This window comes from Pseudomonas sp. BN515, from assembly GCF_029873155.1.
Lineage (GTDB): Bacteria > Pseudomonadota > Gammaproteobacteria > Pseudomonadales > Pseudomonadaceae > Metapseudomonas.
Genome location: NZ_SSOH01000043.1, coordinates 117881 through 139900, shown reverse-complemented (window position 1 = coordinate 139900; position 22020 = coordinate 117881). Strand labels below are relative to the sequence as shown.

The 22020-nt window shown below is 64.3% G+C and carries 20 protein-coding genes; 11 read left to right on the top strand and 9 right to left on the bottom strand.

Annotated elements, in window-relative coordinates:
- Both rpmB and rpmG read left to right on the top strand, forming a co-directional pair.
- Positions 1–237, top strand: a complete 237-nt coding sequence (gene rpmB, locus E8E91_RS11835; RefSeq protein ID WP_044400708.1) for a 50S ribosomal protein L28 — start codon at positions 1–3, stop codon at positions 235–237.
- 10 nt (positions 238–247) lie between these two features.
- Complete coding sequence (gene rpmG / locus E8E91_RS11830; RefSeq protein ID WP_003457707.1) at positions 248–403, top strand: 50S ribosomal protein L33; 156 nt, start codon at positions 248–250, stop codon at positions 401–403.
- Positions 404–745: 342 nt separating this feature from the next.
- Here the strand turns inward: rpmG and E8E91_RS11825 are convergent, their stop codons facing one another.
- Together E8E91_RS11825 and E8E91_RS11820 are read right to left on the bottom strand one after the other, a co-directional pair.
- A complete protein-coding gene (locus tag E8E91_RS11825) occupies positions 746–1111 on the bottom strand; it encodes a cupin domain-containing protein (protein ID WP_280369944.1) in 366 nt (121 codons plus the stop codon).
- A 14-nt stretch (positions 1112–1125) separates the two neighbouring features.
- Positions 1126–2466 (bottom strand): aspartate aminotransferase family protein, encoded by a 1341-nt coding sequence (locus E8E91_RS11820; protein WP_280375896.1) that lies wholly within the window; start codon positions 2464–2466, stop codon positions 1126–1128.
- Between the two features lie 229 nt (positions 2467–2695).
- On the opposite strand from E8E91_RS11820, the gene E8E91_RS11815 reads away from it, so the two are divergent.
- Both E8E91_RS11815 and E8E91_RS11810 read left to right on the top strand, forming a co-directional pair.
- Positions 2696–4189 (top strand): aldehyde dehydrogenase, encoded by a 1494-nt coding sequence (locus E8E91_RS11815; protein WP_280375895.1) that lies wholly within the window; start codon positions 2696–2698, stop codon positions 4187–4189.
- 128 nt (positions 4190–4317) lie between these two features.
- Positions 4318–5469, top strand: coding sequence for an MFS transporter (locus E8E91_RS11810; protein ID WP_280375894.1), 1152 nt, complete (start codon positions 4318–4320; stop codon positions 5467–5469).
- Positions 5470–5510: 41 nt separating this feature from the next.
- Here E8E91_RS11810 and E8E91_RS11805 read toward each other — a convergent pair whose 3' ends face one another.
- Both E8E91_RS11805 and E8E91_RS11800 read right to left on the bottom strand, forming a co-directional pair.
- Positions 5511–6833: an FAD-binding oxidoreductase gene (locus E8E91_RS11805; RefSeq protein WP_280375893.1), complete on the bottom strand. Its 1323-nt coding sequence runs from the start codon at positions 6831–6833 to the stop codon at positions 5511–5513.
- A 99-nt stretch (positions 6834–6932) separates the two neighbouring features.
- Positions 6933–7421, bottom strand: a complete 489-nt coding sequence (locus E8E91_RS11800; protein ID WP_151138375.1) for an Lrp/AsnC ligand binding domain-containing protein — start codon at positions 7419–7421, stop codon at positions 6933–6935.
- Between the two features lie 158 nt (positions 7422–7579).
- Between E8E91_RS11800 and dadA the strand changes: the two genes are divergently transcribed.
- From dadA to E8E91_RS11775, 5 genes are all read left to right on the top strand, one after another.
- Positions 7580–8878 carry a D-amino acid dehydrogenase gene (gene dadA, locus E8E91_RS11795; RefSeq protein WP_280375892.1) on the top strand — a complete coding sequence of 433 codons (1299 nt, stop codon included), beginning with the start codon at positions 7580–7582 and terminating at the stop codon, positions 8876–8878.
- Entirely contained in the window at positions 8853–9206 is a 354-nt protein-coding gene (locus E8E91_RS11790; RefSeq protein WP_103103100.1) for a RidA family protein, read from the top strand. Before dadA ends, E8E91_RS11790 begins: the two co-directional genes overlap by 26 nt.
- 66 nt (positions 9207–9272) lie before the next feature.
- On the top strand, positions 9273–10340 hold the full coding sequence (gene alr, locus E8E91_RS11785; protein ID WP_280375891.1) for an alanine racemase: 1068 nt from the start codon (positions 9273–9275) through the stop codon (positions 10338–10340).
- A 198-nt stretch (positions 10341–10538) separates the two neighbouring features.
- Entirely contained in the window at positions 10539–11087 is a 549-nt protein-coding gene (locus E8E91_RS11780; RefSeq protein WP_077525549.1) for a cupin domain-containing protein, read from the top strand.
- A gap of 132 nt (positions 11088–11219) precedes the next feature.
- Complete coding sequence (locus tag E8E91_RS11775) at positions 11220–11642, top strand: c-type cytochrome (protein ID WP_190829223.1); 423 nt, start codon at positions 11220–11222, stop codon at positions 11640–11642.
- A gap of 270 nt (positions 11643–11912) precedes the next feature.
- On the opposite strand, the gene E8E91_RS11770 is transcribed toward E8E91_RS11775, so the two are convergent.
- Both E8E91_RS11770 and rep read right to left on the bottom strand, forming a co-directional pair.
- Positions 11913–12485, bottom strand: a complete 573-nt coding sequence (locus tag E8E91_RS11770) for a xanthine phosphoribosyltransferase (RefSeq protein ID WP_151138365.1) — start codon at positions 12483–12485, stop codon at positions 11913–11915.
- Between the two features lie 51 nt (positions 12486–12536).
- The gene (gene rep / locus E8E91_RS11765; protein WP_280369957.1) at positions 12537–14549 is read right to left on the bottom strand and encodes a DNA helicase Rep; all 2013 of its coding nucleotides are present in this window, start codon (positions 14547–14549) and stop codon (positions 12537–12539) included.
- 257 nt (positions 14550–14806) lie between these two features.
- Here rep and E8E91_RS11760 point away from each other — a divergent pair, with 257 nt between their 5' ends.
- Positions 14807–16480 carry a bifunctional diguanylate cyclase/phosphodiesterase gene (locus E8E91_RS11760; protein ID WP_280375890.1) on the top strand — a complete coding sequence of 558 codons (1674 nt, stop codon included), beginning with the start codon at positions 14807–14809 and terminating at the stop codon, positions 16478–16480.
- A gap of 134 nt (positions 16481–16614) precedes the next feature.
- Here E8E91_RS11760 and E8E91_RS11755 read toward each other — a convergent pair whose 3' ends face one another.
- Positions 16615–18012, bottom strand: coding sequence for a NorM family multidrug efflux MATE transporter (locus E8E91_RS11755; protein WP_280375889.1), 1398 nt, complete (start codon positions 18010–18012; stop codon positions 16615–16617).
- 138 nt (positions 18013–18150) lie between these two features.
- Between E8E91_RS11755 and E8E91_RS11750 the strand changes: the two genes are divergently transcribed.
- On the top strand, positions 18151–19068 hold the full coding sequence (locus E8E91_RS11750) for a LysR substrate-binding domain-containing protein (RefSeq protein ID WP_280375888.1): 918 nt from the start codon (positions 18151–18153) through the stop codon (positions 19066–19068).
- Here the strand turns inward: E8E91_RS11750 and E8E91_RS11745 are convergent.
- On the bottom strand, positions 19065–19865 hold the full coding sequence (locus tag E8E91_RS11745; protein WP_280375887.1) for a TlpA disulfide reductase family protein: 801 nt from the start codon (positions 19863–19865) through the stop codon (positions 19065–19067). The genes E8E91_RS11750 and E8E91_RS11745 overlap by 4 nt on opposite strands.
- A gap of 94 nt (positions 19866–19959) precedes the next feature.
- Positions 19960–21933: a choline BCCT transporter BetT gene (gene betT, locus E8E91_RS11740; RefSeq protein ID WP_280375886.1), complete on the bottom strand. Its 1974-nt coding sequence runs from the start codon at positions 21931–21933 to the stop codon at positions 19960–19962.
- Positions 21934–22020: the final 87 nt, after the last annotated feature.

Below are 22020 nucleotides of genomic sequence, written 5' to 3'. Positions count from 1 at the left end.
ATGTCGAGAGTCTGTCAAGTAACCGGTAAGGGTCCGGCTACTGGGAACAACATTTCCCACGCAAACAACAAAACCCGTCGTCGTTTCCTGCCGAACCTGCAGCACCATCGCTTCTGGGTCGAGTCCGAGAAGCGCTTCGTGCGTCTGCGCGTTTCCGCCAAGGGCATGCGTATCATCGACAAGCGCGGCATTGACGTAGTTCTGTCCGAACTGCGCGCCCGCGGCGAAAAGGTTTAAGGAGTCAATCATGCGTGAACTGATCCGTCTGGTGTCCAGTGCCGGTACCGGCCATTTCTACACCACCGACAAGAACAAGCGCACCACTCCCGACAAGATCGAAATCAAGAAATTCGATCCGGTTGTGCGTAAGCATGTGATCTACAAGGAAGCCAAGATCAAGTAATTGATCCGGCCCTTGTCGAAGAAGCCCGCCCTGTGCGGGCTTTTTCATGCCTGCGGTTTAGCTGCGTGGCGGGACCTGAAGGGACGGGCAGCGCTCCGCTGAGTAGCGCCATACGCATGCTGAATGAATTCGCTAAGTGTTGCAGGTTGCTGATTGCCCGTAGGAGCTGGCTTGCCAGCGAATGGCCGCTTTTCGCTAGCAAGCTAGCTCCTACAAGGCACCTGGACCGATGGTCGATCTTTGCCAACAGCTGACGCAGACATAGCCAATGAATTCGTCCCCCACAATAAAAAAGCCCGCCAGTGGCGGGCTGAAGGGTGACAAGCATGGGAGAGAACGGGCTTAGCGAGCAGCCTGTTCGAAAATCACGTAAACCTTGCGGCAAGGCTCCAGCACTTCCCAGGTGCCGGAGAAGCCGGCCGGGATGACGAAGCGGTCGCCCACGCGCACGGTCTTGGCATTGCCGTCGGCATCGCGGATCACCGACACGCCCTGGAGAATCTCGCAGTACTCGTGCTCGGTGTAGCTCACCGTCCAGTGGCCCACCGCGCCTTCCCAGATGCCCACATTGAACTGCCCGCAGGGGCTGCCGTAGTGGTTGCGTACGCTCTGCTCGGGGTCGCCCTTGAGGATCTTCTCGGGCGCTGGGCGGTAGTGTTCCGCGGTGGTGGTGGCCTGGGCGAAGTCGACGATCTGCTGGATGTTCATTGTGCGGTCCCTGTTCAGGCGGCCTTGCGGATGGAGTCGGCGAGCTTGCCGACGAGAATGTCGATCTGTTCCTTCTCCACGATCAGCGGCGGCGACATGGCGATGGTGTCGCCGGTGACGCGCACCATCACGCCGTCATGGAAGCACTGTTCGAATACCTGGAAGCCGCGTTTGCCGACGCCTTCGGCGCTCGGTGCGAGTTGCACACCGCCGACCAGGCCCACTGCGCGGATGTCGATCACGTTGGGCAGGTCCTTCAGGCTGAGCAGGGCATCCTGCCAGTAGCCTTCAAGTTCGATGGTGCGCTCGAACAGTCGCTCGCCCTGATAGATGTCCAGGGTTGCCAGTGCGGCGGCGCAGGCCACCGGGTGACCTGAATAGGTATAGCCGTGGAAGAACTCGATGGCGCTCTCCGGGCCCTGCATGAAGGCCTGGTAGATGTCTTCGGCGACGAACACTGCGCCCATGGGAATGGCGCCGTTGGTCAGGCCCTTGGCGCAGGTGATGATGTCCGGGGTGACGCCCCATCGCTGGGCGGCGAAGGCCTGGCCGACGCGACCGAAGCCGGTGATGACTTCGTCGAAGATCAGCAGGATGCCGTGCTTGCGGGTGATATCGCGCAGGCGCTGCAGGTAGCCCACCGGCGGCAGGATCACACCGGCCGAGCCGGACATGGGTTCTACGATCACGGCGGCAATGTTCTCGGCGCCATGCAGGGTCACCAGGCGCTCCAGCTCATCGGCCTTCTCGATGCCGAATTCCGGCAGGCCGCGGCTGAAGGCATTGCGCTGGATATCCAGGGTGTGTGGCAGGTGATCGACGTTCGGCAGCAGGGCGGGGAAGGCCTTGCGGTTGTTGACCATGCCGCCTACCGAAATGCCACCGAAGCCCACGCCGTGGTAGCCCAGCTCGCGGCCAATCAGGCGGGTGCGGGTGCCCTGGCCGATGGCGCGCTGATAGGCGAGGGCGATCTTCAGTGCGGTGTCCGCCGATTCAGAGCCGGAGTTGGTGAAGAACACCTTGTTCAAGCCTTTGGGGGCTACGTCGGCCAGGCGCTCGGCCAACTCGAAGGGCAGCGGGTGGCCCATCTGGAAGGTGGGTGCGAAATCCAGCTTGGCGATTTGCTTGCTCACCGCTTCGGTGATTTCGCGGCGGCCATGGCCGGCGTTGCAGCACCAGAGGCCGGCGGTGCCGTCGAGGACCTGGCGCCCGTCGGCGCTGGTGAAGTACATCCCTTCGGCACTTTCCAGCAGGCGCGGATTGGCCTTGAACTGGCGGTTGGCGGTGAAGGGCATCCAGAAGTCGTCGAGACTGTTGGATATTCTGCCCGGTTTTGGCGCAAAGGCATTTGTCATTGTGAGCACCGGAAAAGGCAAGGTGAGGTGTTGTAGTGATTTTGACGGAGTCTATGTTTAATATAACGAACATGACAAGGGCGTTTGGCCGGCAACTGTAAAATATATTGAAAAGGCTATCCTCTCTGGTTTAGGGTTGCGAGGATGGCCAGATGTAGGTCGGCCATGCAGAATTTTTGACAGTGCATGCCTGAGCTGGCGGCACTCTTCTAATAAGAGGAAAGCTCCGATGACCACCCTGACCCGTGCAGACTGGGAACAACGCGCCAAGTCCGTGCAGATCGAGACCCGCGCCTTCATTCATGGCGAATACACCAGCGCCGTTTCCGGCGAGACGTTCGATTGCATCAGCCCGGTCGATGGTCGTCTGCTGGGCAAGGTCGCCAGCTGTGACCTGGCCGATGCCGAGCTGGCCGTGAAAGATGCCCGCGCCGTGTTCGAGTCCGGTGTCTGGTCGCGTCTGGCGCCGGTCAAGCGCAAGGAGATCATGATCCGCTTCGCCGACCTGATCGACGCCCACGCCGAAGAGCTGGCCCTGCTGGAAACCCTGGACATGGGCAAGCCGATCAGTGACTCCCTGAGCGTCGACGTCCCGTCCGCATCCCGCGCCATCCGTTGGAGCGGTGAGGCCATCGACAAGATCTACGACGAAGTCGCCGCTACCCCGCATAACGAACTGGGTCTGGTGACCCGCGAGCCGGTAGGCGTTGTCGCCGCCATCGTGCCCTGGAACTTCCCGCTGCTGATGACCTGCTGGAAGCTCGGCCCGGCACTGTCCACCGGCAACTCGATCGTCCTCAAGCCGTCCGAGAAGTCGCCGCTGACCGGCATCCGCATTGCCCAGCTGGCCATCGAGGCCGGCATTCCGGCAGGCGTGTTCAACGTGCTGCCAGGCTTCGGCCACACCGTGGGCAAGGCCCTGGCCCTGCACATGGACGTCGACACCCTGGTGTTCACCGGCTCCACCAAGATCGCCAAGCAACTGATGATCTACGCCGGCGAATCCAACATGAAGCGCGTCTGGCTGGAAGCCGGCGGCAAGAGCCCGAACATCGTCTTCGCCGACGCGCCTGACCTGCAGGCCGCCGCCGAAGCCGCGGCTGGCGCCATCGCCTTCAACCAGGGCGAAGTCTGCACCGCCGGTTCGCGTCTGCTGGTCGAGCGCTCCATCAAGGACAAGTTCGTGCCCATGGTGGTCGAGGCGATCAAGACCTGGAAGCCGGGTAACCCGCTGGATCCGGCGACCAACGTCGGCGCCCTGGTGGACACCACCCAGATGAACAACGTGCTGTCCTACATCCAGGCCGGCCATGACGACGGCGCCAAGCTGGTGGCCGGCGGCAATCGCGTGATGGAAGAAACCGGCGGCACCTACGTCGAGCCGACCATCTTCGACGGCGTGGACAACGCCATGCGCATCGCCAAGGAAGAAATCTTCGGCCCGGTCCTGTCGGTCATCGCCTTCGACAGCGAAGAAGAGGCCATCGCCATCGCCAACGACACCATCTACGGCCTGGCCGCAGCGGTGTGGACCAACAACCTGTCCCGCGCCCACCTGGTTGGCAAGGCCCTGCGCGCCGGTAGCGTCTGGATCAACCAGTACGACGGCGGCGACATGACCGCGCCCTTCGGCGGCTTCAAGCAGTCCGGCAACGGCCGCGACAAGTCCCTGCACGCCTTCGACAAGTACACCGAGCTGAAGTCCACCTGGATCAAGCTCTGATACGCCATTGAGGTCCGCCCCTCGCGGTTCGAGGGGCCGGCTCTGCGAGCCACGCCTGCGGCCGGGTTTCCAGTGATGGAGCCCGGCCTTTTTTGCTTTGTGCCACACGGAAAGGGAGGACGTCGGCAATGCGTTGGGGAACCTACTTCGCGGTTTGCGGCGCGGTCATCAGCATCGGCCTCGCCCTGGGCGTGACCATGCCGCTGGTGTCGCTGCGGCTGGAAAGTTGGGGCCACGGCAGTTTCGCCATCGGCGTAATGGCGGCGACCCCGGCGGTCGGTGTGTTGCTCGGTGCAGTGATCGCTGGGCGACTGGCCGCGCGCTTCGGTACCACCACCCTGATGCAGATGTGTCTGCTAGTGGGAGCCTTGTCGGTGGCATCGCTGGCGCTGGTGCAGTCCTACCCGGTCTGGCTGGTGCTGCGGCTGTTGATCGGTGTCGCCCTGACGGTGGTGTTCATCCTCGGCGAAAGCTGGATCAACCAACTGGCGGTGGACGAGTGGCGCGGACGCCTGGTGGCCCTCTACGGCACCGGCTACGCCCTGAGCCAGTTGTCCGGCCCGCTGCTGCTGACGGCGATCGGCACCGGCAACGACCTCGGATTCTGGACTGGAACCGGGCTGCTGATCGGCGGTTCGCTGCTGCTGCTCGGCCGCACCGGCGCGCCCAGCGTCGACGCCCACAGCGCCTCCGGGCGTGGGCTTTGGTCCTTCTGCGCCCGCCTGCCCACCATTGCCTGGGCGGTCGTACTGTTCGCCGCCTTCGAAGCGATGATGCTGACCCTGTTGCCGATCTACGGCCTGCGCCAAGGCTTCACCCAGGAAGTGGCCTTGTTGATGGCCAGCGTCGTGGTGGTGGGTGATGCCGCGCTGCAGCTGCCCATCGGCTGGCTGGCCGACCGCATGTCGCGGCGCACCTTGTTCCGTGCCTGTGGCCTGACGCTGCTGCTGAGCAGCCTGGGCATTCCGCTGTTGCTGCACACGCCGCTGATCTGGCCGGTATGGGTGCTGTTCGGCGCCAGCGCTGGTGGGCTGTTCACCCTGGCGCTGATCCTCATCGGCGAACGCTATCGGGATGACGAGTTGGTGCGGGCCAACGCCCATGTTGCCCAACTCTGGGGGATCGGCTGCCTGGTGGGGCCGCTGGCGACCGGTGCAGCGAGCCAGTGGATCAGTGGTCACGCGCTGCCGCTGATGATGGCGCTGGGCGCTGCCGGGTTCGTCTGGCTGGCCTGGAGCCGCGAGCTGTTCGATGACGGCGTCGAGGTCGTCGCCGACTGAACAGAAAAGGGCCGCCAAGCGGCCCTTTCTCATACTCGGGATCAGGCGATCCCCACTGCTTCCTTCATCCGGTACCAGAGCATGCCCAGGGCCAGCAGCGGCGAGCGCAGGTGGCGGCCGCCGGGGAAGGTGATGTGCGGCACTTTGGAGAAGACGTCGAAACCATTGCTCTGCTCGCCGCAGATGGCTTCGGCCAGGAGCTGGCCGGCCAGGTGAGTGGCGTTCAGCCCGTGGCCGGAGTAGGCCTGGGCGAAGTAGACGTTGGGCTGGTCCGGCAGCTTGCCGATCTGCGGCAGGCGGTTGGCGCCGATGCCGATCATGCCGCCCCACTGGTAATCGATGCGCACGTTCTCCAGTTGCGGGAAGACCTTGAGCATCTTCGGCTGCATATAGGCGCCGATATCCGCCGGATCGCGTCCTGAATAATGGCAAGCGCCGCCGAACAGCAGGCGGTTGTCCGCGGAGAGGCGGTAGTAGTCCAGGGCGACACGCTGGTCGCACACCGCCATGTTCTGCGGCAGCAGTTCGCGGGCCAGTTCAGTGGGCAGCGGTTCGGTGGCGATGACGTAGCTGCCGGCGGGCAGCACCTTGCCGCCGAGCGTCGTGTTGAGGTTGTTCATGTAGGCGTTGCAGCCCAGCACCAGGGTCTTGGCGCGGACCACGCCGTTGGCGGCGTGCACTTTCACTTCGGCGCCGTACTCGATGCGGGTCACGGCGGAGTGCTCGAACAGGCGTACGCCAAGGGATTGCGCTGCAGCGGCTTCGCCCAGGGCAAGGTTGAGCGGATGCAGGTGGCCGGAGCCCATGTCGATCAGGCCGCCGACGTAGCGATCCGAGCCCACCACGCTGCGCATCTCGCCAGGCTGAACCAGGCGCAACTCGTGGCGGTAGCCAAGGCCCTTGAGCTCTTCCATGTCCTCGGCGAAACCAGCGAAATCGCCAGGCTTGTTGGCCAGGTCGCAGTAACCCCAGGTCAGGTCGCAGTCGATGGCGAACTCTTCTACCCGGCGGCGGACGATCTCCACCGCTTCCAGCCCCATCAGCTTGAGGGAACGCACGCCTTCGGCGCCGATCACCGGCTCGAACTGCTCGACGCCGTGGCCGACACCGCGAATCAGTTGCCCGCCATTGCGCCCGCTGGCGCCCCAGCCGATCTGCCGGGCTTCCAGCAGCACGACGGAGCGGCCGCGTCGGGCCAGCTCGATCGCCGTGTTCAGCCCGGAGAATCCGCCACCGACGATGCACACGTCGGCCAGCTCCTCTCCCGCCAGGGGCGGGTACTCGACGCGACGGTTGGCGGTCGCAGCGTAATAGGAGGGGGCGTGTTCTTCGGTGTGCACCGGGATGCGAACGCGGGCGTTCATGTGCGAAATCCTGATTTTATTGTTTGGAAAATTTAACGCCCGGGCAGAATAAGGCGAACCCCCGGACCATGCCAAGGGGTTCGGAACGCGCGTAACAAATCATTCGGGGATCGGCAGATTCAGCGATTCCTTCACCTCTTCCATGACGATGTAGGACTTGGATTCACGCACGTGGGGCAGCTTCAGCAGGATGTCGCCGAGCAGCTTGCGATAGGACGCCATCTCATTGATCCGCGCCTTCACCAGGTAGTCGAAGTCGCCCGACACCAGGTGGCACTCCAGCACGTGGGGCAGCTTGAGCACGGCGCGGCGGAAGTCTTCGAAGGTGTCGCCGGACTTGTAGTCCAGGCTGATCTCGACGAACACCAGCAGGCTCGCCTTCAGGTGCTGCGGATTCAGGCGCGCGTTGTAGCCGAGGATGATGCCCTCGCGCTCCAGGCGGCGGACGCGCTCGGTGCAGGGCGTGGTGGAAAGCCCCACGCGCTCGCCCAGTTCGGTGAAGGAGATCCGGCCGTCTTCCTGCAGGATTCGTAAAATATTCCGGTCTATCTTGTCGAGTTCACGACGGGATTGATGCTGGGTGCGCATGGTGGATGCCCCTCCGCTGAAGCGCATATTGCCGAGAATTATCGCCAAATATAGCTGGCTATATAGTGAATATCACTGGGGTCGTCTCCCTATACTGCGCGTCAATGACGCTCAAAATAACAAACGCAGCGAATCCCCCGCTGCGAATGGAGACAGACATGCGAGTGATGGTCCTTGGCAGTGGTGTGATCGGTACGACTAGCGCCTATTACCTGGCCCAAGCGGGGTTCGAGGTGGTCGTGGTCGACCGCCAGAACGCCGTGGCCATGGAAACCAGCTTCGCCAACGCTGGTCAGGTTTCCCCCGGTTATGCATCGCCCTGGGCAGCGCCCGGCGTGCCGCTGAAGGCCGTCAAATGGATGCTGCAGCAGCACGCGCCGCTGGCCATCCGCACCACCAGCGACATCGACCAGTACCTGTGGATGACGCAGATGCTGCGCAACTGCACCGCCGCCCGCTATGCGGTGAACAAGGAGCGCATGGTGCGTCTGTCCGAGTACAGCCGCGACTGCCTCGACGAGCTCCGCGCCGAAACCGGCATCAGCTATGAAGGCCGCGCACTCGGTACCACCCAACTGTTCCGTACCCAGGCCCAGGTAGACGCCGCAGCCAAGGACATCGCCGTGCTCGAAGCGTCCGGCGTGCCCTACGAATTGCTCGACCGTGACGGCATCGCCCGCGTCGAACCGGCCCTGGCCAACGTCAAGCACAAGCTGGCCGGCGCCCTGCGCCTGCCCAACGACCAGACCGGCGACTGCCAGATGTTCACCACCCGCCTCGCCGAGATGGCGGAGAAGCTGGGCGTGGAGTTCCGCTTCGGTCAGAACATCGAGCGCCTGGACTTCGCCGGCGACCGCATCAACGGTGTGTGGATCGACGGCAAGCTGGAAACCGCAGACCGCTACGTGCTGGCGCTGGGCAGCTACACCCCGCAAATGCTCAAGCCGCTGGGTATCAAGGCTCCGGTCTACCCGCTCAAGGGTTATTCGCTGACCGTGCCGATCACCAATCCGGCCATGGCCCCGACCTCGACCATTCTCGATGAGACCTACAAGGTCGCCATCACTCGCTTCGACAAGCGCATCCGCGTGGGCGGCATGGCCGAGATCACCGGCTTCAACCTGGACCTGAATCCGGCTCGCCGCGACACCCTGGAAATGATCACCGCCGACCTCTATCCGGAAGGTGGCGACCTGTCCCAGGCCAGCTTCTGGACCGGCCTGCGCCCGGCGACCCCGGACGGCACCCCGATCGTGGGCGCCACTCCGTTCCGCAACCTGTTCCTGAACACCGGACACGGTACCCTTGGCTGGACCATGGCCTGCGGCTCCGGCCGCCTGCTGGCCGACCTGATGGCGCGCAAGCGTCCGCAGATCAGCGCCGAAGGCCTGGACATCTTCCGTTATGGCAATTCCAAGGAGTCCCCGAACAATGTCAATCCAGCGCCTGCGCACTGAAACCCGTTACAGCGAAATCGTCATCCACAACGGCACGGTCTACCTGGCCGGCCAGTTGGACGAAAAGCACAGTGCGGGCGTCGGCCAGCAGACCCGTGAAACACTCGCCGCCATCGATGCGATGCTGGCCGAGGCGGGCACCGACAAAAGCCGAATCCTGTCGGTGACCATCTACCTGAAGGACATGGAGGCGGACTATGCCGCGATGAACGCGGTGTGGGATGCCTGGGTGCCGAAGGGCGCCGCTCCGGCCCGTGCCTGCGTCGAGGCGAAGCTGTACTCGCCCGACGTACTGGTGGAGATGACGGTCGTCGCTGCACTTCCCTAGTTTCTTGCTCAGCCCGGCGTTCGCGCCGGGTTTTTTCCATCCGATCAATTAGAAGAAGCCCTCGCCATGCGTCCCGCCCGTGCCCTGATCGATCTCGAAGCCCTGCGCCACAACTACCGCCTCGCCCGCGAAGTCACGGGCGCCAAGGCCCTCGCCGTGGTCAAGGCCGACGCCTACGGCCATGGCGCGGTGCGCTGCGCCCAGGCACTGGAGTCCGAGGCCAACGGTTTTGCCGTGGCCTGCATCGAGGAAGCGCTGCAGTTGCGCGCGGCAGGCATCCGCAAGCCGATCCTGCTGCTGGAAGGCTTCTTCGAGGCCGACGAGCTGGAGCTGATCCAGGAGCACGATTTCTGGACCGTGGTGCACTCCAGCTGGCAGCTGGAGGCCATCGAAACCGCTTCGCTTCGCAAGCCGCTGACCGTCTGGCTCAAGCTGGACTCGGGCATGCACCGCGTCGGCCTGCACCCGGCCGAATACCGGGACGCCTGGCAGCGCCTGCAGGCGAGTGGCAAGGTCGAGAAGATCGTCCTGATGAGCCACTTCGCCCGTGCCGATGAGCTGGACTGTGCCAGCAGCACCGAGCAGGTCGCTGTCTTCGAGCAGGCCCGCGTCGGTATCGAGGCCGAGGTCAGCCTGCGCAACTCGCCGGCAGTGCTGGGCTGGCCGCAGGTTCCGAGCGACTGGGTACGTCCCGGCATCATGCTTTATGGCGCCACCCCCTTCGAACAGGCGCATTCCCTGGCCGAGAAGCTGAAGCCGGTGATGACGCTGGAATCGAAAATCATCAGTGTGCGCGAACTGCCTGCCGGCCAGCCGGTCGGCTACGGTGCGAAGTTCGTCACCGAGCGCCCGACCCGCGTCGGCGTGGTTGCCATGGGTTACGCCGATGGCTACCCGCGCCATGCACCCACCGGCACCCCGGTGAGCATCGACGGGCAGCCGAGCCGGCTGATCGGCCGCGTTTCCATGGACATGCTCACGGTCGATCTCACCGACCTGCCCAACGCGGGCCTCGGCAGCCGCGTGGAACTCTGGGGCAAGGAAGTCCTTGCCAGTGACGTGGCGGTCCATGCCGGCACCATTCCGTACCAGATCTTCTGCAACCTGCGTCGGGTGCCGCTCGTCTACGTCTGATGCCTGAGTAAGGGGCCAAGTGATCATGAAATCGATCATTTGGCCGACGTTTCCTGCAAGATTACGGCTTTTCCAAGGCTCGCCTTGGGGTGTGGAAAGTTTGCGCGGTATTGACGGCCCGAGTGTTGTAAATACTGAACGCTGTTGCCATGATACGGCGACCGTGACCACCCCTGATCCCCAAGGAGGATCCCGCCATTGGACGTCGGTGTTCGACTGCAAGCCATCCGTAAGCTGAAAGGCCTGTCCCAGCGTGAGCTCGCCAAGCGCGCGGGTGTCACCAACAGCACGATTTCCATGATCGAGAAGAACAGTGTCAGCCCCTCCATCAGTTCGCTGAAGAAGGTGCTGGGTGGCATTCCCATGTCGCTGGTTGAGTTCTTCTCTCTCGATCTTGAGCAGGAAAACCAGGTCCAGGTGGTTTATCGGGCTTCCGAACTCACCGATATCTGCAGCGGCGCCATCACCATGAAGCTGGTGGGCAAGGCCCATCCCAGTCGCGCCCTGGCCTTCCTCGACGAGACCTATCCGCCGGGCTCCGACACCGGTGACGAGATGTACGCCCACGACGGCGAAGAGGCCGGCATGCTGGTGGAAGGCCGCCTTGAGCTGACCATCGGCAGCGAGGTGTATGTCCTCGAACCCGGCGACAGCTACTACTTCGAAAGCAGCAAACCGCACCGCTTCCGCAATCCGTTCGACGCCCCAGCTCGCCTGATCAGCGCGACCACGCCGGCGAACTTCTGAATTCCATGAGCGCCACGCGAATTTCCCTGCGACATGTTGGGTTGTTTCAGCGTGGCGAACTAACCGTATATACTTGCGCCCGCTCGCGAAACCGTGGCCGCGGGCGATACTAGCCACGATGAGGGTGTAAGGGTGAACCTAATCAAGAAGATGCTGGCGGCTCATGCTGCCGTATTGGCCCTGTGGGCTGTTAGCGCCCAGGCCGCGACCGACGACGCCGTTGCCGAGCGCATCAAGCCGGTAGGCGAGGTCTGCGTACAGGGTCAGGAATGCAAGGGTGTTGGCGCCGTAGCAGCCGCTGCTGGCGGCGGTGCGCGTACGCCGGACGACATCATTGCCAAGCACTGTGGCGCCTGCCACACCGCTGGCGTACTGGGTGCGCCGAAGATCGGCGATACCGCTGCCTGGAAAGAGCGTGCTGACCACCAGGGCGGCCTCGACGGCATCCTGGCCAAGGCCATCACCGGCATCAACAGCATGCCGCCGAAGGGCACCTGCGCCGACTGCACCGATGATGAGCTGAAAGCCACCATCAAGAAGATGTCCGGCCTGTAATAGTCCGCCATCGACGAAAAAGCCGCCCGAGGGCGGCTTTTTTGTGCCTGCAGGATGCGACCTGTTGCCGCAGACGGAGCGAATTCATTCGCGATTGAAATCGCTCACAGGTAACCGGTTCCCTCGGACCTGTAGGTTGGGCTGAGCTCTGCGAAGCCCAACGTTAGCCGGTGAGCACGCCCGTTGGGCTTCGTGGGCTCAGCCACAACCTACGGAAGGGCTTCGTCCTGCATCGCGATTGAAATCGCTCCCACATCATCCCCGACGGGGTCAATCGACGAAGGTGACCTTGCCGTCAGCGAGCGAGGCGACGCGCGCCAGGGACTCGATCCGGTAGCCCTCGCTTTGCAGGAGGGCACGGCCTTCCTGGAAGGACTTTTCGATCACGATGCCGATACCGGCGACACTGGCGCCGGCTTGCTGGATCAGGTCGATCAGCGCCTTGGCGGCGTGACCGTTGGCGAGGAAGTCGTCGATCACCAGCACATTGTCAGCGGCAGTCAGGTGCTTGGCCGAGATGGCGATGGTGCTCTCGGTCTGCTTGGTGAAGGAGAACACCTTGGAGATCAGCAGATCGTTCTTCAGGGTCAGCGACTGGAACTTGCGGGCGAAGATCACCGGCACGCCCAGTTCCAGACCGGCCATCACAGCAGGGGCGATGCCCGAGGCTTCGATGGTGACGATCTTGGTGATGCCCTGGCCCTTGAAGCGTTCGGCGAACTCATGGCCCACCTGCTGCATCAGGCGCGGATCGATCTGGTGGTTGAGAAAGGCGTCGACCTTCAGTACCTGCTCGGACAGTACGATGCCTTCTTCACGAATCTTCTGTTTCAGCGCTTCCACGCCTGTACCCTCATGTGTGTATGCCCGGTCTTTCGCCGGGGTGTCTTCTGATTACGATTTCTTCAGCATGGCACGGATGTCGGCCAGGGCAGTGTTGCCGCGCGCGGCCTTCACCTCCACTGGTGCGTCTTCCATGCCTTCCCATTCCAGGTCTTCCTGAGGCAGTTCCTCAAGGAAGCGGCTGGGGGAGCAATCGATGATTTCGCCGTACTGCTTACGCTTGGCGGCGAAGGTCATGGCCAGGTTCTGCCGCGCGCGGGTGATGCCCACGTAGGCCAGACGGCGTTCTTCTTCGATGGTGTCGGCTTCGATGCTGGAGCGGTGGGGGAGGATGTCCTCCTCGACGCCCATGATGAAGACGTAGGGGAATTCCAGGCCCTTGGAAGCGTGCAGGGTCATCATCTGCACGCCATCGGCGCCTTCCTCTTCCTCCTGCTGGCGTTCGAGCATGTCACGCAGCACCAGCTTGGCGATGGCTTCCTCGATGGTCATGCCGCCTTCTTCGTCGCGCTCGAGGGTGTTCTTCAGGGCGTCGACGAGGAACCAGACGTTGCCCATGCGGAAGTCCGCAACCTTGTCGCTGGAGGCGTTCTGGCGAATCCAGTTTTCGTAGTCGATGTCCATCACCATGCTGCGCAGCGCGGCGATGGGATCGTTCTGCGCGCACTGCTGGCGCACGGTGTCCATGAAGCGCTTGAAGCGCTGCAGGCGGTCGGTGAAGCGGCTGTCCAGGTGCTCGGTCAGACCCATCTCGTCGCAGGCGGCGTACATCGAAATGCCGCGCTCGGTGGCGTAGTTGCCGAGCTTCTCCAGGGTGGTGGAACCGATCTCCCGGCGCGGCACGTTGATCACGCGGAGGAAGGCGTTGTCGTCGTCCGGGTTCACCAGCAGGCGGAAGTAGGACATCAGGTCCTTCACTTCCTGGCGACCGAAGAAGCTGGTGCCGCCGGACAGCCGATAGGGAACCTGGTGGTGCTGGAGCTTGAGCTCCATCAGCTTGGCCTGGTGGTTGCCCCGGTAGAGGATGGCGAACTCGCTGTAGGGCCGCTGGGTGCGCAGGTGCAAGGTGAGGATTTCCATGGCGATGCGCTCGGCCTCGGCGTCCTCGTTGCGGCAGCGGATCACCCGGATCGGGTCGCCCACGCCCATCTCGCTCCACAGCTGTTTCTCGAACACGTGGGGGTTGTTGGCGATGAGGATGTTCGCGCACTTGAGGATGCGACTGGTGGAGCGGTAGTTCTGCTCCAGCATCACCACCTTCAGCGAGGGAAAATCTTCCTTCAACTGCATCAGGTTTTCCGGCCGCGCACCGCGCCAGGCGTAGATCGACTGGTCGTCGTCACCCACCACGGTGAACTGTGCGCGGTGCTGCACCAGCAGCTTCACCAGCAGGTACTGGCTGGCGTTGGTGTCCTGGTATTCGTCCACCAGCATGTAGCGCACGCGGTGCTGCCATTTCTCCAGGATGTCCGGGTTGTCCTGGAACAGCTTCACCGGCAGCAGGATCAGGTCGTCGAAGTCCACCGCGTTGTACGCCTTGAGCGTGCGCTGGTAGTGCAGGTAGACGACGGCGGCGGTCTGTTCCTTCGGGTTGCGCGCCTTGGCCAGCGCCTCGTCCGGCAGGATCAGGTCGTTCTTCCAGTTGCCGATGTAGCCCTTGATCTCGTCGACGCCATCATCCCCGGCGTATTCCTTCTGCATGATGTCGGTCAGCAGCGCCTTGATGTCCGACTCGTCGAAGATCGAGAACCCGGGCTTGTAGCCCAGGCGCGCGTGTTCCTTGCGGATGATGTTCAGGCCGAGGTTATGGAAGGTGGAGACGGTCAGCCCCTTGCCCTCGCTGCCGCGCAGCAGCGTGCCGACGCGCTCCTTCATCTCGCGCGCCGCCTTGTTGGTGAAGGTCACCGCGACGATGTGCTGCGCGCGGATCCCGCACTGTTGCACCAGGTAGGCGATCTTGCGGGTGATCACGCTGGTCTTGCCGGAGCCTGCGCCGGCGAGCACCAATAGCGGACCACCGACGTAGTTCACGGCTTCCTGTTGCCGAGGGTTGAGTCGGGACATGCTGGGGGCTGGATCAAGGCGAATGGCCGCGCATTCTAGCAGGCCGGCCGGGTTGTACCGAAGTACCTCCGGGCAACTGTGATGTAACCTCTGTTGCTGGTGGGTTTTCCTTGGAAAATTCCTGATAGACAGTACGATGGTGCCGTCTTCGTCGGCGATTTGGCGAAGGCCACGCAGGGAAGTGTGGTAAGAACGACGCCGAAAATGGCGCTGCCTGGCGCGAAAGCGCTGAAGTATCCGTGACCCGGGGAGGTCATTTGTCCGCGCTCGTCGAGCCAATGCGCATGCTTCTGCTGGCGGAATCGCCGGCCTGGGCAGAATTGCTTCGCGACCTTCTGGCCGCGATGGGCAGCGCATCCCCCCTGATCACCGCCGGCTCCTGGGATGCCGCCAGCGGCCTGATGGACGACCTGGACTGCGCCCTGGTGCTCTGCACCCCCGGCCTGCTGCCTTCCGCCGGACGCTGCCCGCTGCCGATCATCCTGTTGCTGGAAGACGAGCCCGCCGAAGCCCCCCAGGGCGTCAGCGACTGGCTGGTGCGCGGGCATCTGAGCGTCGACACCCTGCGCCGTACCCTGCGCCACGTCCGTGAGCGACGGAACCTGCAGGGCGCCTTGGAACGCCTGGCCGAGCAGGACCCGCTTACCGGCATCGCCAACCGTCAGGGATTTCAGACTCTGCTGGCCGCGCGCCTGGTGGAATACGACGGGCGCGGCCTGGCCCTCGGCCACCTGGACCTGGACAACTTCCGCCATGCCAATGACGCCCTCGGCTACCAGGCCGGCGATCGCCTGATCCTGCAGGTGGTGGCACGGCTCAAGGCGCAACTGCGTGCCGGTGACCAGGTTGCGCGCCTGGGCAGCGATGAGTTCGCCCTGCTGCTGGATACCCGCCGCGACCCGGCCCGCGCCGAGCGGGTGGCTGAGCGCATTGCCGAAGCCCTCGCCGAGCCCTATCAGGTGGATGGCGAAAGCCTGCTGCTCGGCTGCAGTCTTGGTATCGCCCATTCCCGTGTCAGTGAGGGTGCCGATCCGTTGATGTGGCATGCCCACATCGCCATGCAGCAGGCCAAGGCCAGCCAGGGTTGCACCTTCCACATCTTCGATGAACGTATCAATCGCAGTGCACGCAGCCGCGCCGACCTGGAAAGCGAGTTGCGCCGCGCCCTTCGCCGCGACGAACTGGAACTGCACTACCAGCCGCGGCTGTGCCTGAAGACCGGCAACATCCTCGGCCTCGAGGCCCTGGTGCGCTGGCGCCACGGTGAGCGAGGCCTGCTCACCCCCAACGAATTCGTGCCGCTGGCCGAGGAAAGCGGCCTGATCGTGCCCCTGGGGTACTGGGTGATCTCCCGTGCCCTGCGCGACATGCAGTGGCTGCGCGGACGCGGCCTGCCGCCGCTCCACATGGCGGTGAACCTGTCGTTCCGCCAGTTCCAGGACAGCCAGCTGCTTTCCACCCTGAGCCGGCTGATCCACGAGCGCGGCGTCGACGCGCGCTGGCTGGAATTCGAATTGACCGAAACCGCCGTCATGCGCCGCAGCGAGCAGGTGCGCCAGACCATGGATGCCTTGGGGCATCTGGGCGTGCGCTTCTCCCTGGATGACTTCGGTACCGGCTTCTCCTCCTTCGTCCACCTCAACAGCCTGCCCATTGCTCTGCTGAAGATCGACAAGAGCTTCGTCGGTGGCATGCACGACCGTCCGGAGAATCGCCAGCTGGTGAAGGCGATGATCAACCTGGCGCAGAACCTCAATCTGGAAGTGGTGGCAGAAGGCGTGGAAAACGCGGAGCAGTTGTCGCTGCTCCGCGAATTCGGCTGCGACCAGGCGCAGGGCTACTGGATCAGCCGGCCGCTGCCCCTGGCCGAGCTGGCGCGTTTCCTGGTGTTCGGCACCCGCCAGGCGTTTTTAGCCAATCAGGAGTCCTGAGCCTCCTGTTTACCGTGGCACCCCGCCTCTGTCGGCTCCTGTTGTAGGGGCGATTTCAATCGCCAAGCGGACCGCAGGTTCGCCGACAGGTTGTCATGGGGCGGCTTCGCCGCCCTTGGCGAATGAATTCGCCCCTACAGGTGAACCTCGACGGTACGGCCTGATGTTGATTCCACCTGAGGCCGCAGCAGCCGGGCGGTCTTCCATTCGAAGCCCAGGGTCAGCCCCAGTGCCGCACAGGCGAGGCCCAGCGCCAGGCCCCACCAGACGCCGGTGGCGCCCCAGCCCAGGGGGAAGGCCAGCAGCCAAGCCGTCGGAGCGCCCACCAGCCAGTAGCAACCGAGGCCGACCAGGAAGGTGGTCTTGGCGTCCTTCAGGCCACGGATCGCGCCCATGGCGATGGTCTGGATGCCGTCGAACAGTTCGAACAATGCCGCCACCGCCAGCAGGCTCACGGCCAGTTGCACGATGTCGTGGAACTCGGCGGCGTGGTGGTCGAGGAACAGCCCCACCACCAATTCCGGCGCCACCCAGAACAGCACCGCGAAGGCGAGCATGCAGCTGGCGCCGAAGCCGATGCCCAGCCGCCCGGCGCGGCGTGCATCCTCCAGCCGGCCGGCGCCGTAGTGCTGGCCGATGCGGAAGGTCACCGCGTAGGAGATCCCGACCGGCACCATGAAGGCCACGTACACCGACTGGATGGCGATCTGGTGCGCCGCCAGCTGGGTATTGCCGAGGGCGCCCATGCACAGGGCGGCGAAGGCGAACAGGCCGGATTCCACCGCGTAGGTGCCGCCAATTGGCAGGCCCAGCCGCAGCAGTTCGGCCAGCGCCTCGTGGGACGGCTGCAGGAGCCCCTTGAGCAGCGGGTAGGCTGCGTACGCCGGGTTGCGCACGATGTGCCAGGCCAGCAGCAGCGCCATGCCGTTCATCACCACGGCGGTGACCAGGCCAATGCCCGCCAGGCCCATTTTCGGCAGGCCGAACATGCCGTGGATCAGCGCGTAGTTCAGCAGGAAGTTGACCAGGGCGCCGCCGATGCTGATGGCCATCACCGGGCCGGGCCGGCCGATGGCGCTGGTGAAGCCGCGCAGGGCCATGAAGCCGAGATAGCCGGGCAGGGCGAAGATCAGGGTGGAGAGGAACTGCATGGCGCCTTCCACGCTCTCCGGTGCCTGGCCGAAGGCGAGCAGAACGGGTTTCAGGTTCCACAGCAGCAGGCCCGCGCCAAGCGCCATGCCGAGGGCCAGCCAGAGCCCGCTCTGGGTCAGGCGGGTGGTGCCGGCCTTGTCGTCGGCGCCATGGCGGATGGCGACCAGGTTGCCCACGGCGGCGATCACACCGACGCAGAAGATCGACACGAAGGAATAGCTGGCCGCGCCGAGGCCACCGCCGGCAAGGGCTTCGGGGCCGATCAGGCCCATCATCACGGTGTCGGTGAAGACCATCACCACGTGGGCCAGTTGGGCCGCGATCAGCGGTCCGGCCAGGCGCAGGATAGCCACCAGTTCATTGCGTATGCTCTGCGGCATGAGTAAGGCTCACTGTTTCGAAGTGCCGGCCAATCCCCTTGCCCGGCTTTGAACTCAGCAATTCTCCGAGCCTTGATGAATCGGCACAAAAGGAAAAAAATGATGCCATTCATGACTATTACTCATAGGTCGAGGCATATGTCGCGCCGTCTGCCCCCGCTTTACGCCCTGCGCGCCTTCGAGGCCGCCGCCCGCCATGCGTCCTTCACGCGCGCCGCCGAGGAGCTGGCCATCACCCAAAGCGCGGTGAGCCGGCACATCCGCACCCTGGAGGAACATTTCTCCTGTCGCCTGTTCGAGCGCCAGGGCCGCAACCTGCAGCTCACGGAGCCGGCACGCATGCTGCTGCCCGGTCTGCGCGACGGTTTCGATGCCCTGGAACGCGCCTGCACGACGCTGCGGGTCGACGACGCCACGGTGCGCCTGAAGGCGCCGTCCACCCTGACCATGCGCTGGCTGCTGTCGCGCCTCAGCCGCTTCCGTCATCTCAACGCCGACATCGAGGTGCAGCTGACCAGCGCCTGGATGGATGTGGACAAGGTGGACTTCCAGCACGAGCCCTTCGATTGTGCGGTGCTGCTCAGCGACGGCCATTTCAGTCAGGACTGGGAGGTGACCCTGCTGTTCAGTGAATGGCTGATTCCGGTCTGTGAGCCGTCCCAGGCCGGAGAGCCCTGGAGCCTTTCGCGCCTGCAGGCGACCGAACTGTTGCACCCGACGCCGGACCGCCGCGATTGGCGCCGCTGGCTGCAGCGCATGGACCTCAGCGAGGAGGTGTCGCTCAAGGGCGGCCAGGTGTTCGACACCCTGGAGCTGGGCATAGTCGCTGCCGCGCGGGGTTATGGGGTGTCGATCGGTGACCTGGTGATGGTGACCGAGGACGTCACCCAGGGCCGCATCGGTCTGCCCTGGCCGACAGCGGTCGCCAGTGGCGACAGCTACTACCTGGTCTGGCCCCGCGCCCGGAGTGGCCAGGATCGCCTGCGCCGGTTGCGTGACTTTCTCCAGGCAGAAGTAGCTGCCATGCAACTACCGAAGGTGGAGCTGCTGGGCTAGGGCAACTGGCGCAGCCCATGTTCGAGGCTGGCGCTGGAAAGCTCGCCCATATGGCTGTGGTTCAGCCTGCCCTTGGCGTCGTAGAAGAGGGTGGTGGGCAGGCCGAACGACCCGGTGGCCTGGCCGAGGCGATTGCCGCTGTCGAGCAGGACTTCCCGGGGAGCCAGGCCTTGTTCGGCGAGATAGCGGGTCACCGCTTCGGCGTGCTCGCCCTGGTTCACCAGCAGGAAGCGCACATCGGGGTTGGCTTTCTGCGCTGCTTCCAGCACCGGCATTTCGCGACGGCACGGCGGGCACCAGGTGGCCCAGAGGTTGACCACCAGCGGGCGGCCATCCAGTGCACGCAGGTCCACCGGATTACCCTGCAAGTCCATCAGGCTCAGCTCCGGCAGCTGGCGACTGCGCTCCAGGGCTGAGACCAGCGCCAGGCCGCTCCCCCAGAGACTTCCGCCCACCAGCACGGCGATGGCCAATGACCGGCGCAGGCCAGGTTTGCGCCAGGCGAGCCCGGCACCGATCAGGGCGGCGCTGACCAGGCCTGGCCAGAACAGGAAACCGCCATCGCGGATATCCACAAGACTCATGGGCCGTGCCGCGTACTGTTCGAAGTACTGCCCGACGAACGCCAGCCGCGCCACCAGCAATCCGCCGATCAACATGGCGAACAGCGCACCCTCGGGGTTGGCCTTGTGCCTGCGCCCGGCCAGCCAGCCTGCGAACAGCGCCGCGAAGAAACCGAGGTAGAGCAGCCCATGCTGCATGGGAATGGCGAGGGGGCCGAGGTTGAAGCTGGTCATGCCGGACTCCGTGGGACGAGGCGGCGAGTATCGCAGCCCGGCGCCCATGGGGCAGCGCCAGGCTGTGGATAAATGTTTCGGGACAGGAGTTGCCTCAGCGCACGACGTGGAGGAAGTGCAGGTGCTTCTCGTACTGGTCGAGCAGGTCACCGATCACCTCGTCGCGGCTCCAGCCCATCACGTCGTAGTCCTGCCCGCCTTCGCGCAGGTAGACCTCGGCGCGGAAGTACTTGCGCGAGTCCTGGCTCTCCTCACCATCGCGGCTGACGAAGGCCGGTAGCGGCAGGGCCCGCGGGCGCACTTCGTAGCTGAAATCCACCTCGGCGCCGTGGCCCACGTTCAGCTTGCAGCGGCCATCCTCGCCGTTCTGCACCTCGACCGTGTAGCCCTGCTTGCGCAGTTCCTCGGAGATTTCCTGGCAGGCAGGGCGCACCACTTCGTCGATGAAACGGGTGACATGGCTGCGGCGAGGGAACATCAGGATATTGCGCAGGCGCCGCTGCCAGCCGCCGTGCTGGCGCTGGGCCGGCCGCGAGAGGTTGAGCGCCTGGTAGCGGATGCCGCGTTTGGTGGCGTCCAGGCGCAGGGCCTTGAGCAGGCCCCAGGTGGCCGCCAGCAGCACGACGGCGAAGGGCAGGGCGCTGGCGATGGTCGCGGTCTGCAGGGCCTTGAGGCCATCGGCCAGCAGCAGCGCCATGGCCACGACGCCCATCAGGATCGACCAGAACAGACGCTGCCAGAGCGGGGTCACCTCACGGCCACCGGAGGCCAGCATGTCCACCACCAGGGCGCCGGAGTCGGCGGAGGTGACGAAGAACACCACCACCATCAGCACCGCCACCAGCGACAGCAGGGAGGAAAACGGAAACTGTTCGAGAAAGGCGAAGAGCGCGAGTGAGCTGTCCTGGGCCACGGTGTCCGCCAGGCTGTGGACACCTTCCTGCAGCACCATGTGGATGGCTGTGTCGCCGAATACCGTCATCCACAGCAGGGTGAAGCCGGCCGGGACGAACAGGACGCCGCAAACGAACTGGCGGATGGTGCGGCCCCGGGAAATACGCGCGATGAACAGGCCGACGAAAGGCGACCAGGACAACCACCAGCCCCAGTAGAGCAGGGTCCAGCCGCCGATCCAGTCGCTGGATTCGTAGGCGTAGAGGTTGAACGTCTTGCTGACGATCTCCGAGAGGTAGCCGCCGGTGTTCTGGATGAAGGTCTTGAGCAGGAACACGGTGGGCCCCAGGACCAGCACCACGGCGAGCAGGATTACCGCCAGCAGCAGGTTGAACTCGGAGAGGATCCGGATCCCCCGGTCCAGCCCGCTGGCCACCGACAGGGTCGCCAGGGCACAGGTGACGGCGATCAGCACCAGTTGCACGGGCACGCTGACCGGCAGGCCGAACAGGTGGTTGAGGCCGCTGTTGATCTGCAGCACGCCGTAGCCGAGGGAGGTGGCCACGCCGAACACGGTGCCGAGGATGGCAAAGATATCCACAGCGTGGCCGATGGGGCCATGGATGCGCTCGCCGATCAGCGGGTAGAGCGCCGAGCGCAGGGTCAGGGGCAGGTCGTGGCGGAAGCAGAAGAACGCCAGGATCAGCGCGACGATGGCGTAGATCGCCCAGGCGTGCAGGCCCCAGTGGAAGAAGGTCAGCTTCATGGCCTCTTTGGCCGCCGCCACCGTGTTGGCATCGCCCACCGGCGGGTTGGCGTAGTGCATCAGCGGCTCGGCAACGCCGAAGAACATCAGGCCGATGCCCATGCCGGCGGAAAAGAGCATGGCGAACCAGGTGCCGTTGCGGTAGTCGGGCTGGCTGTGGTCAGGGCCGAGCTTGATGTCGCCGAAGCGGCTGATCGCGAGGAAGACCACGGTGATGAGGATCAGCGCCACCGTGAGGACGTAGAACCAGCTGGCGTTGGTGATGATCCAGCCCTGGATGTGGCCGAACAGTGATTGCGCCTGGTCACGGGCGAGGGTGCTGTAGAGCACCAGGGCGATGATGAGAATTGCGGAGCCGAAAAAGACCGGCGGATTGAGAGTGGATTGCGAAGACGAACGTGCCTCCATTGAGCTAGCTCTCCTTGTAATCGGATGGCCGCCAAGGGCGGAAGGCGCGGCATTCTAGCAGGATGAATAGAAAAAGTCTTTTAGAGG

Excerpts from the sequence above, each read along its gene's own strand:
- alr (WP_280375891.1), top strand. The coding sequence starts at position 9,273 with ATGCGTCCCGCCCGTGCCCTGATCGATCTCGAAGCCCTGCGCCACAAC.
- E8E91_RS11790 (WP_103103100.1), top strand. The coding sequence starts at position 8,853 with ATGTCAATCCAGCGCCTGCGCACTGAAACCCGTTACAGCGAAATCGTC.
- rpmG (WP_003457707.1), top strand. The coding sequence starts at position 248 with ATGCGTGAACTGATCCGTCTGGTGTCCAGTGCCGGTACCGGCCATTTC.
- E8E91_RS11820 (WP_280375896.1), bottom strand. The coding sequence starts at position 2,466 with ATGACAAATGCCTTTGCGCCAAAACCGGGCAGAATATCCAACAGTCTC.
- E8E91_RS11800 (WP_151138375.1), bottom strand. The coding sequence starts at position 7,421 with ATGCGCACCCAGCATCAATCCCGTCGTGAACTCGACAAGATAGACCGG.
- E8E91_RS11815 (WP_280375895.1), top strand. The coding sequence starts at position 2,696 with ATGACCACCCTGACCCGTGCAGACTGGGAACAACGCGCCAAGTCCGTG.
- E8E91_RS11745 (WP_280375887.1), bottom strand. The coding sequence starts at position 19,865 with ATGACCAGCTTCAACCTCGGCCCCCTCGCCATTCCCATGCAGCATGGG.
- E8E91_RS11750 (WP_280375888.1), top strand. The coding sequence starts at position 18,151 with ATGTCGCGCCGTCTGCCCCCGCTTTACGCCCTGCGCGCCTTCGAGGCC.
- rpmB (WP_044400708.1), top strand. The coding sequence starts at position 1 with ATGTCGAGAGTCTGTCAAGTAACCGGTAAGGGTCCGGCTACTGGGAAC.
- E8E91_RS11810 (WP_280375894.1), top strand. The coding sequence starts at position 4,318 with ATGCGTTGGGGAACCTACTTCGCGGTTTGCGGCGCGGTCATCAGCATC.
- E8E91_RS11825 (WP_280369944.1), bottom strand. The coding sequence starts at position 1,111 with ATGAACATCCAGCAGATCGTCGACTTCGCCCAGGCCACCACCACCGCG.
- rep (WP_280369957.1), bottom strand. The coding sequence starts at position 14,549 with ATGTCCCGACTCAACCCTCGGCAACAGGAAGCCGTGAACTACGTCGGT.
- dadA (WP_280375892.1), top strand. The coding sequence starts at position 7,580 with ATGCGAGTGATGGTCCTTGGCAGTGGTGTGATCGGTACGACTAGCGCC.
- E8E91_RS11805 (WP_280375893.1), bottom strand. The coding sequence starts at position 6,833 with ATGAACGCCCGCGTTCGCATCCCGGTGCACACCGAAGAACACGCCCCC.
- betT (WP_280375886.1), bottom strand. The coding sequence starts at position 21,933 with ATGGAGGCACGTTCGTCTTCGCAATCCACTCTCAATCCGCCGGTCTTT.
- E8E91_RS11755 (WP_280375889.1), bottom strand. The coding sequence starts at position 18,012 with ATGCCGCAGAGCATACGCAATGAACTGGTGGCTATCCTGCGCCTGGCC.